Annotated in this window: 1 protein-coding gene; it reads right to left on the minus strand. The window is 29.7% G+C overall.

Annotated elements, in window-relative coordinates:
* Window positions 1-627: ATPase domain-containing protein (locus tag VN21_RS01855; RefSeq protein ID WP_046821771.1), on the minus strand; the 627-nt coding region annotated here is incomplete at its 3' end.
* Between the last annotated feature and the right edge of the window lie 30 nt (window positions 628-657).

Consider the following 657-nt stretch of genomic DNA (forward strand, 5'->3'; position numbering starts at 1 on the left):
TATACCCATTTTTTTAGAAATTTTCATAAATCTCGAAGTACCTTCCTTTATCTGGCTTACAGTACCTGGAGCAGATGTAATTTCAGGACTAAAAACAGTTTGTATTGAGTCTAATATAATTAAATCTGGATTTACACTTTCTAAATGAGCTTCTATTATACTTAAATTATTTTCAGCAAATATATATAAATTATCGGACTTTATTCCTAATCTTTGAGCCCTCATTTTTATTTGAGATGCAGATTCCTCTCCTGATATGTATAAAACTTTTTTACCGCTATTAGCAACGTTACTTGAAACTTGTATAAGTAATGTTGACTTACCAATACCTGGATCCCCTCCGACTAAAACTAATGATCCTTTAACTACTCCTCCACCTAAAACCCTATCTAACTCGTTTATACAAGTTGAAAATCTTTGCTCTTTTATAGTTTCTATAGAGTTTATATTTAAAGGTCTAGATGATGATTTATCTATAACAAAAACCTCTTTATTTGATTTGGAAGTTTTTTCTTCTATTTCTTCGACAAATGTATTCCATTTGCTACATTCTGGACATTTTCCTAGCCATTTGCTATTCTCATATCCACATTCTTGACACACATATTTAGTTTTTATTTTAGCCATTTATAAACTCACCCTTATGTAATTTTTTAT

It is taken from the genome of Paraclostridium benzoelyticum, assembly GCF_001006285.1.
GTDB classification, from domain to species: Bacteria; Bacillota; Clostridia; order Peptostreptococcales; family Peptostreptococcaceae; genus Paraclostridium; species Paraclostridium benzoelyticum.